Below are 8,743 nucleotides of genomic sequence, written 5' to 3'. Positions count from 1 at the left end.
GAACCCTCGCGTTACTTAGCGGTAAAACCTTATTAGTTATTTTATCAGCAAGGGAACGCTGAGATACGCAAAGATTTATATAATAAAATGAATAACAATTCCCTCTTTATGAATCCTTCCGTCACTTAGTGGCAAAACCTTCTTAGCTGTTTTAGCCGCAAGGGAACGCTGAGGTAAGCAAAGATTTATATAATAAAATGAATAACAATCCCCCCTTTGCGAACCCTCGCGTTACTTAGTGGCAAAACCTTCTTAGCTGTTTTAGCCGAAAGGGAACGCTGAGGTACGCTAAGATTCTTTAAAAAATATGAATAACAATTCCCCCTTTGCGATCCCTTGCGTCACTTAGTGGCAAAAAAATGTTCTTAGTATATTTAGCCGCAATCAGATGCCGAGGTATGCTAAGAATTTTTGTTATTATGACTTGAAATTTTACCTTTGCTACAAAAAAATAAGATTTGAACTTTGATCCATTTTCAATAGACCTACCCGTAAGGGAAATTATTCCACAGGTCATACAAGAACTGAATACCAACAACACATTGATCGTGCAAGCTCCTCCGGGAGCTGGAAAAAGCACACTTTTACCTTTGGCTTTGCTTGAGCAATCATTTTTGAAAGGAAAGAAAATCTTAATGCTGGAACCAAGAAGGCTGGCCACGAAATCAATAGCCTTGAGGATGTCCGAACTTTTGGAAGAAAAAGTTGGGCAAACAGTTGGCTACAGAATTAGATTTGAAAGTCAAGTTTCTACCAATACTAGACTCGAAGTATTGACTGAAGGAATTCTTACCAGAATGCTCCATTCTGACAATGCTCTAGAGGATGTTGGTTTAGTTATTTTTGATGAATTTCATGAGAGAAATATTCATGCTGATGTTGCAATGGCTCTTTGCCGAGAAGCGCAGCAGTTGCTGAGACCTGACTTAAGAATCATGGTTATGTCTGCGACATTAGATATGAAGCAACTTTCATTGCTCTTAAAAGCACCTGTCATTTCAAGTGATGGAAAAATGTTTCCAGTAGAAATCAAATACGCTGGAGATATCGATCCATGGTTGATGCCGGAAATGGTTGCAAAAAGCGTCATAGATGCAAGTAAGAATGACAAAGGTGATATCTTGGTGTTTTTGCCTGGTCAAGGTGAGATCAAAAAAACAGAAGCCATTTTAAGAAAGCATTTACCCGAATTTTCAATCCATCCCCTATACGGTCAACTTTCGCCTACCGCACAGTATCAAGCGATTATGCCAAATCGATCTGGTAAAAGGAAGGTTGTCCTTTCGACTTCGATAGCAGAAACAAGTTTAACGATTGAAGGAATCACGATTGTGATTGACTCCGGATATGGACGAACATCAAAATTTGACCCAAAGTCAGGTTTGAGCAGATTGGAAACTATTAGGATAGCAAAGGACTCTGCGGATCAGCGAGCTGGTCGAGCTGGAAGACTTCAACCCGGTACCTGCTATAGACTTTGGTCAAAAGCCACCCATGCCAATCTAGCCGAATTTAGAACTCCTGAAATATTGGAAGCTGATTTGGCATTCATGGTATTGGACATGTTGGAATGGGGTATCAAGGACATCAGGGAATTGACATGGCTAACACCACCTCCAGTAGGGACTTTGGCTCAGGCTTTTGATATTTTGACTCAGTTAAATGCGGTAGAAAATAGCAAAATCACCCCACATGGAAAGAAAATTCATGCAATTCCGGCACACCCTAGAATTGCCCACATGCTAGTGATTGCTGAAAATGAAGATAAAATTTCCTTGGCAGCAGATATTGCAGGACTTTTGGAAGAAAGAGACCCATTAGCGCCAGACACTGGAGTAGATATCAACCTCCGTATTGACGCATTAAGGAGAGCTAGAAGGGAAAATCTATCAATCAAAGGATTGAATAAAATTGAAAAGATTGCTTCAAATTATCGCAGGCTTTTCAAAGCGGATATCGACAATTCGATGGTAGATTCATTCGAGACAGGCTCGCTTATCGCTTTAGCCTATCCTGAAAGAATAGCTTATGCGAGGCCAGGAAACAATGCCCAGTTTCAATTGGCAAATGGCAAAATTGCTATGATTGGCCATAAAGATGATTTGGCAAATGAATCATGGTTGGCTATTAGTCATATTGATGCTCGAGAAGGAATGGGTAAGGTATTCTTAGCTTCCCCTCTTAATCCAAAAGACCTTGCGCCATTTGTCAAAGAAAAAAGAAAAGTACTTTGGGATAGTAAAAGAGGAGGATTGGTGGCAAGCTTGGATCTAAGCATTGGAAGTATTGTTCTAAGATCTTCTCCTATTAGGGACTTATCAGAAAGCGATTTGATGGAAGCACTTTCCAATGCCATCCATCAAGAAGGACGCAAACTTCTTGATTTTTCTGCAAAGGTGGTCAATCTTCAAGCCAGAATGCAAAGCCTTAGAAAATGGAGGCTAACTGAAAATTGGCCAAATTGGTCAACTGAAAAGATCATTGAAAACCACAAAAGTATTTTGGGGCCTTATCTGAGTGAAGTTAGAAAACCTGAAGATTTCAAAAAGCTTGATTTAGCTTCTATCCTTTATCATTCATTAAATTTTGATCTGCAAAACACATTCAACAAATTGGTTCCTGAAAAGATTGAGGTTCCAAGTGGTAGCAATATCAAAATTCAATATTCAGAGCATGGTGATAATCCTGTACTTTCGGTAAGGCTTCAGGAAGTGTTTGGTTGGCTAGAAACTCCGCGAATAAATGATGGAAATGTGAGTTTACGTTTACATTTATTATCTCCGGGTTTTAAGCCCGTTCAGGTAACTGAGGATTTGAAAAGTTTTTGGGAAAACACTTATTTTGAAGTTAAAAAAGAGCTTAAGAGACGATATCCTAAACATTCATGGCCTGAGAAACCATTGGAGGCAGTCGCTGTCAGAGGGGTAAAAAAGAGTTAGAAAATATGCAGATGCTATATTTAAATTAGGTAGATCACAAACTCTCTAGATGTGCCAACAAATTCAAAAAACTTGCAAGCGTAAATGGAGTGACCATCATTTCTTCAAGTTTGTCAAGATATGCTTTCTTAGTGAGTTCGTATTCTTTTGAATTATACAATTTGCATATAGTAATTGCCCGTGCAGATCTATAGGTGAAATTCTGTGTAGTGAGCTCTTGATCCGGATTACTATTGAATAAAAATTCCAAATTTTCGGGAATGGAATAGTAATCTAACCATTTGAATCCTTCTTCAATGAAGAAACTTTCTATTTGCCCAAAAATTTTGTTTAAATCTAAATTGTTGTCTAAAAAATATCTTCTTGGAAAATCCCTATTTATTTGATCCAACGGTACAACATGTGTTATACTTCTATCTTTGAAATCTCCCAATGAAGGAAGAAATTCATTAATGATATTTTCTACTTTATCCAACCTGACACCCAATTGATATTCTATGTAATTGGCATCGGGATTTTGAATATGATGAAAAAAAACAACTTGCTTTCCTTCAGGTATTGATTTGGTGAAATAGAAATATATAGGATCAAAAACAAACCCAAAATCCAAAAAAAAATCTTGATGAAGTGATAATAATTTTTCTATTCGCATAGTTTATTTAAACTCTCATAAGTTTGAAAGGTTGGTCAATCTTCAAGAAAAAGATCTTTGATTTCCTGAAGTATTGTTTCCACTTCATCTTTTTTGATTAAGAAATCATCACTATCATGGGAGATGTTATTTTCATAATGCTTCCAATGTTTTTCTGCTTTTTTGAGTACTCGTGGGGTCAGTTCAAACTCCACATAATCCAAATAATATTTTGCTAAATTTGAAGATTTAAAATTTCCAAACAAGTAAATTCTAAACAAATCAACAAAATTATTGCTTAGATCAAAGCCTTCAAGTGCTTGAACAAACTGTCCATTTTTGTTTTTATTTTTACTATCATGTATAGCTTCAAGAATTGGATCAAGTGCTTTCTGATTATTTTCAATCTTACTTAGAGCTCTAGCCGCCAGATATGCATTGTCTAGATCCTCCCCTTTTATGATTTCAATCAATAGATCTACAACTTCTTCAGTACCAATCTCTGCCAGCTTATCTGCATAATCAAAAGCCTCGCTTTCTGATTTGTCACACATTTTCTCCAGTAGATATGGTATTTTATTATCCATGCTTTTATACATTAGTGTTTTGGCAAATATAAGATCTTTATCAGGTCTTTATTAAAATATTTATGATGAAAGTAGAAGGATTCGATAATAGTTTGATTTTCAGTTTTATTGAATTTATGAAATCTAAGGGTGCTACCCTCGAATATAATAATAAAAAACATCAACTTGATTTTTTAATAAAAAAAGAAGTTATCATCATAATTCGACTTCCTCTAGATTTTGAATTAGATTTTGAAAAACTAAAGTCAAAAGAAGCAGATTTCAAAAATTATGTACTTATCATGATTCGCTCTGGAATTGCATCTGTAGGCTTTTTTGAAAATTTCGAATGTCATCAACACAAAGTTTTCCGTGCTTACATGACTAGAAAGAAACAAGGAAAAAGCCAAATCAAACATTTGAAAACCAAGGGAAAATCTAGAGCAGGTTCAAGGATCAGGTTACAAGAAACCCTGGAGTTCTTTGACCAAATAAACGAGCGATTACAAGAACATTTTGATGAATTTAGAATTGATAAAATCGGTATAAGCTGTTCAGAAACCTTGATTCCATATTTTTATGGAGGAAAAATCAAAACTCCATTTGATAAACAAGATCCAAGAATCTTCAAAATCCCAAAGCATATTCAGAATCCAACATTTGAAGAATTGATTGCAACAAACAAATTTCTCTTGCAAGCCGAGATCAGAATTTCAGAAAGTGGCGCTTTGATTTATCAGGATTTTATGAAAGAGATAAAACTGAAAAACTCTTCGCTAGAAGAGAACAATGATGATTGGTAAGGAATATGGAATAGTTATTGATCATTTGAATTTTTCTTTCAAGGAAAAACTAAACCCAAAGATTTACAATCACTTATAAATTAGAATATGATTCAAAAATTCACAACTTTTCTCCTTTTATCTTTCTTTCTATTTTTCAGTAATGTGACCTTTGGTCAGCGCTATGGAACAGCTGCTGGATTAAGACTGGGATCAAACGATTTTAGCAGGACAGTAGGAATTACTGCGCAGCAAAGAATCTTAAAACACGTTACCTTGGAAGGCATCATTCAATCTGACTTTAGTAGAAATACTACTATGCACCTTTTAATTGAAAAGCATAAACCTATCATTTCCAAAAGATTCAATTACTATTATGGATTGGGTTATTCTTTAGGTTGGGAAGAAAGCAATGTCAAAAATCCAGCAACAATGGAAGTTGTTACTACTTATGGAAATAACACCAATGGGATTGATCTAATAGCTGGGATTGAGATGACTGTGCTAAACACCACGATTTCTCTTGATTATAAACCGAATTTCAACATGTCGGGTAGAGAGGAATTTTACAGAGGCCAAGTAGGAATTTCGGCTAGAACGGTGATCGTAAAGAGTAAGGCGCAAGACAAAAAGAGAAGAAAAAAAGCCCGTGCAAAGAGAAAAAAGAATAGGACACCAGTTTTTGAAGGATTGAGAGAGAAATTTAAAAGGAATTAAAATCCCTAAATATTATCTGAAATTACTTCAAAACAAGTATTAAACACTTGATATTTAAACAAATTGTTAACTGTCAACAGCTATCAATCAAAAGAAATATATTGCTACCTTTTCGGCCGTTGTCAAAGGAATAAAAATGGAAACTCATAAAGTCCATTCATATAAATATTTCCAGAATAATGTTTTAAATTTTTTATCTTTATTTTAATTAGAGTTGTTCTCTTTAGACTATAAAAGAATTTATTGGATGCAGCGTTTATCTCTAAAAATTTTTAAGAGTTTTAAATAATTGACAATATTATTAATACCTAATTAAAAATATACCAAATGTTGAAAGACAAAATAAAAATAGTTTTATACAAGACACAATTGGTCGAATGATTAGTTGTTTTTGCCTAAATTCAACAACCACCCAATTAAAACTAAAATCCTGATATGAAAAAAATTTATTTCCTACCAATCTTGTTCTTGCTTTTTGGGCAAGTTATTGCTCAAGAAAAATCTGTATTGCAACAACTCGATGAGATTGCAATCATTGACCAAAAAGTAATGATGCCGATGCGTGACGGAGTCCGATTGGCGACTGATATTTATCGTCCAAAAGGAGATACACCTGTCCCAATTATTTTTTCTAGAACTCCCTACAACTTCAATTCATACAGAGATGGAGAATTGACTACAAGAACTTTACAAAGTGCATTGGAAGCAGTAGAGAAAGGTTATGCCTATGTAGTTCAGAATGAAAGAGGAAGGTTCTTTTCTGAAGGAGAATGGGATATTCTAGGTACACCATTGACAGATGGATATGATGCATTCGACTGGATGGCTGCACAAGAATGGAGCAATGGGAAAATCGGTACAATCGGCTGTTCATCTACTGCAGAATGGCAGATGGCTGTAGCAGCGATGGACCACCCAGCACATGCAGCATTGGTTCCTCAGGGATTTGGAGCTGGAGTAGGTAGAATCGGTGATTACTTCGAACAAGGCAACTGGTACCGTGGTGGTGCTGGTCAGATGCTTTTTACTACCTGGCTTTATAGCACTCAACATGATCCAATGGCGCCAAGATTGCCAGAAGGAATCGATCAGGAGGATTTATTGAGGTTACAAAGATTCTATGACATGGCACCTAGATATCCAAGAGTTGATTGGAAAGAAGGATTAAATCACCTACCAATACAGGATATCATCAAAAATGTAAATGGCCCAAAAGGTATCTATGAAGAAATGATCACTCGCAAGCCAAATGATCCAAAATGGTTTGAAGGAGGACTCTTTCATGATGACATGGAATTCGAAAAACCAAGTTTCTGGTTTGTGTCATGGTATGATGTAGCTTCTAGTCCAAACTTGGCTTTGTACAATCACGTGAGAGACAACGCAAAAGATCCGAAAATAAGGGAAAACCAATATTTGGTGATCGCTCCTACCCTACACTGCGCATATACACGAGCTACTGACAATACGATTGTTGGAGAAAGATCTGTAGGGGATGCAAGATTGAATTATAATGAACTGACTTATGCTTGGTTTGACTTCTGGCTGAAAGATGAAAAAAACCAAATCAAAGAAGAAATGCCGAAAGTACAGTATTTCACAATGGGATCTAACAAATGGCAGTCTTCAGATACTTGGCCTCCTAAAGAAGCAGAAATGACAACATTCTATTTGGATAGTAAAGGTAGGGCAAATTCCAGATTGGGAGACGGTTCATTGACTAAGAAAAAGCCAAGCAAAGACAATCCTGACAGTTTCAAATATGACCCTATGAATCCGGTGAATTCTTACGGAGGAAATGTATGCTGTACAGGAAATGCCATTCAAGGAGGCTCTTGGGATCAACAAGAGATGGAGTTGAGAGAAGACATTCTGGTTTACACTTCAGAAGTCCTTGAAGAAGGAGTTGAAATTAGTGGATTTATAGAATCAAAATTGTTCCTTTCTACTGACGTAAAAGACACTGACCTTACGATCAAACTGATTGATGTTTATCCTGATGGAAGTGCCTACAACCTCGATGAAACAATCCAAAGAGTGAGGTATAGAGAAGGATACGAAAAAGAGGTTTTCATGGAAAAGGGAAAAGTCTATGAAGTGAATATGACCCCAATGTCCACTTCTAACTATTTTGAAAAAGGACATAAAATCAGAATAGAAGTATCATCTTCTAACTTCCCAAGATTTGACAGAAACATGAATACAGGAGGAAATACTTATGACGAGACAGAGGGAAAAGTTGCCACCAACAACATCCATCATTCAAGTAAATACCCTAGCAGCATCACATTACCGATCGTAAAGAAATAGCACGATTCAAAAAGGGGGCGTTAGCCCTGTTATCTTCGTAGCAAATTTCAAGACATCCACCCCACGAGGGGCGTAGCCCTGAATTCTTACATTTATCTGCAGGAATTTAGAAAACAGGGCTACGCCCCTTAATTTTTGATTTCTAATACCTTTTTTCTACCAAGAACTAAGGGCTCTGCCCTTGACGTAACATTAACACAAATACCAATAGAGAAATCAGAATTGATTTTTTTAATGAAGGAAAAGCTTCATAATGAAATAGCACGATTCAAAAAGGGGCGTTAGCCCTGTTATCTTCGTAGAAAATTTCATAACACCCCCCCTACTAGGGGCGTAGCCCTGAATTCTCACATTTATCTGTAGGAATTTAGAAAACAGGGCTACGCCCCTTAATTTTTGATTTCTAATACCTTTTTCTACGAAGAACTAAGGGCTCTGCCCTTGACGTAACATTAACACAAATACCAATAGAGAAATCAGAATTGATTTTTTTAATGAAGGAAAAGCTTCATAATGAAATAGCACGATTCAAAAAGGGGCGTTAGCCCTGTTATCTTCGTAGCAAATTTCAAGACATCCACCCCACGAGGGGCGTAGCCCTGAATTCTTACATTTATCTGTAGGAATTTAGAAAACAGGGCTACGCCCCTTAATTTTTGATTTCTAATACCTTTTTCTACGAAGAACTAAGGGCTCTGCCCTTGACGTAACATTAACACAAATACCAATAGAGAAATCAGAATTGATTTTTTTAATGAAGGAAAAGCTTCATAATGAAATAGCACGATTCAAAAAGGG

The 8,743-nt window shown here is 36.3% G+C and carries 6 protein-coding genes; 4 read left to right on the top strand and 2 right to left on the bottom strand.

Annotated elements, in window-relative coordinates; genetic code table 11:
* Positions 1–458: 458 nt before the first annotated feature.
* A complete protein-coding gene (gene hrpB, locus MM236_RS14205; protein WP_241275654.1) occupies positions 459–2,939 on the top strand; it encodes an ATP-dependent helicase HrpB in 2,481 nt (826 codons plus the stop codon).
* A 34-nt stretch (positions 2,940–2,973) separates the two neighbouring features.
* Here hrpB and MM236_RS14200 read toward each other — a convergent pair whose 3' ends face one another.
* Both MM236_RS14200 and MM236_RS14195 read right to left on the bottom strand, forming a co-directional pair.
* Positions 2,974–3,591, bottom strand: a complete 618-nt coding sequence (locus MM236_RS14200) for a hypothetical protein (RefSeq protein WP_241275653.1) — start codon at positions 3,589–3,591, stop codon at positions 2,974–2,976.
* Between the two features lie 35 nt (positions 3,592–3,626).
* Entirely contained in the window at positions 3,627–4,157 is a 531-nt protein-coding gene (locus MM236_RS14195; RefSeq protein WP_241275652.1) for a HEAT repeat domain-containing protein, read from the bottom strand.
* Positions 4,158–4,219: 62 nt separating this feature from the next.
* Here MM236_RS14195 and MM236_RS14190 point away from each other — a divergent pair, with 62 nt between their 5' ends.
* The 3 genes from MM236_RS14190 (at position 4,220) to MM236_RS14180 (ending at position 7,945) form a co-directional block, all read left to right on the top strand.
* A complete protein-coding gene (locus MM236_RS14190; RefSeq protein WP_241275651.1) occupies positions 4,220–4,939 on the top strand; it encodes a VLRF1 family release factor in 720 nt (239 codons plus the stop codon).
* An 87-nt stretch (positions 4,940–5,026) separates the two neighbouring features.
* On the top strand, positions 5,027–5,635 hold the full coding sequence (locus MM236_RS14185) for a hypothetical protein (protein WP_241275650.1): 609 nt from the start codon (positions 5,027–5,029) through the stop codon (positions 5,633–5,635).
* Positions 5,636–6,070: 435 nt separating this feature from the next.
* The gene (locus MM236_RS14180; protein ID WP_241275649.1) at positions 6,071–7,945 is read left to right on the top strand and encodes a CocE/NonD family hydrolase; all 1,875 of its coding nucleotides are present in this window, start codon (positions 6,071–6,073) and stop codon (positions 7,943–7,945) included.
* Positions 7,946–8,743: the final 798 nt, after the last annotated feature.

This window comes from Belliella calami (genome assembly GCF_022549695.1).
Lineage (GTDB): Bacteria > Bacteroidota > Bacteroidia > Cytophagales > Cyclobacteriaceae > Belliella > Belliella calami.
This window is presented reverse-complemented; position numbering and strand designations above follow the sequence as displayed.

Bases quoted from the DNA above. Each gene is read 5' to 3' on its own strand.
- MM236_RS14200 (WP_241275653.1), bottom strand. From the start codon at position 3,591: ATGCGAATAGAAAAATTATTATCACTTCATCAAGATTTTTTTTTGGAT.
- MM236_RS14195 (WP_241275652.1), bottom strand. From the start codon at position 4,157: ATGGATAATAAAATACCATATCTACTGGAGAAAATGTGTGACAAATCA.
- MM236_RS14190 (WP_241275651.1), top strand. From the start codon at position 4,220: ATGATGAAAGTAGAAGGATTCGATAATAGTTTGATTTTCAGTTTTATT.
- MM236_RS14185 (WP_241275650.1), top strand. From the start codon at position 5,027: ATGATTCAAAAATTCACAACTTTTCTCCTTTTATCTTTCTTTCTATTT.
- MM236_RS14180 (WP_241275649.1), top strand. From the start codon at position 6,071: ATGAAAAAAATTTATTTCCTACCAATCTTGTTCTTGCTTTTTGGGCAA.